Annotated in this window: 1 protein-coding gene; it reads right to left on the bottom strand. The window is 40.7% G+C overall.

Features of this window, described 5'->3' with window-relative positions; translation table 11 throughout:
• Positions 1–273: hypothetical protein (locus AAEY80_RS14540; RefSeq protein ID WP_350588583.1), on the bottom strand; the 273-nt coding region annotated here is incomplete at both ends.

Here is a 273-nt window from a genome sequence, read left to right as displayed (position 1 = left end):
AGTTATCCCAGCGCTCATCCAAAATAGTTTTTGCGTGTTCCAAATTTATTGCGCTATACACATCATTAGTGCACGTTACTAAGCGCATACGCTCCAACTTTTCAAGCGCATCGCTAATTTCAAAATCAAGATCGCACTGGTATTTGCTTTTAAACCAATGCTCTATTTGTTCATCAAGCGTTTGGGCGGTTAAGCCGTTTTCTGATTTTAGTAAAAACGTATACGCAAGCAGCGCTTCTTTTATATCTTCTTCTTCGGCGGCGTCTATAAGGG

It is taken from the genome of Psychrobacter sp. 78a-MNA-CIBAN-0178, from assembly GCF_040309625.1.
GTDB lineage: Bacteria > Pseudomonadota > Gammaproteobacteria > Pseudomonadales > Moraxellaceae > Psychrobacter > Psychrobacter okhotskensis.
The sequence above is the reverse complement of the archived record's forward strand: the minus strand, read 5'-3'. Positions and strand labels throughout refer to the sequence as shown.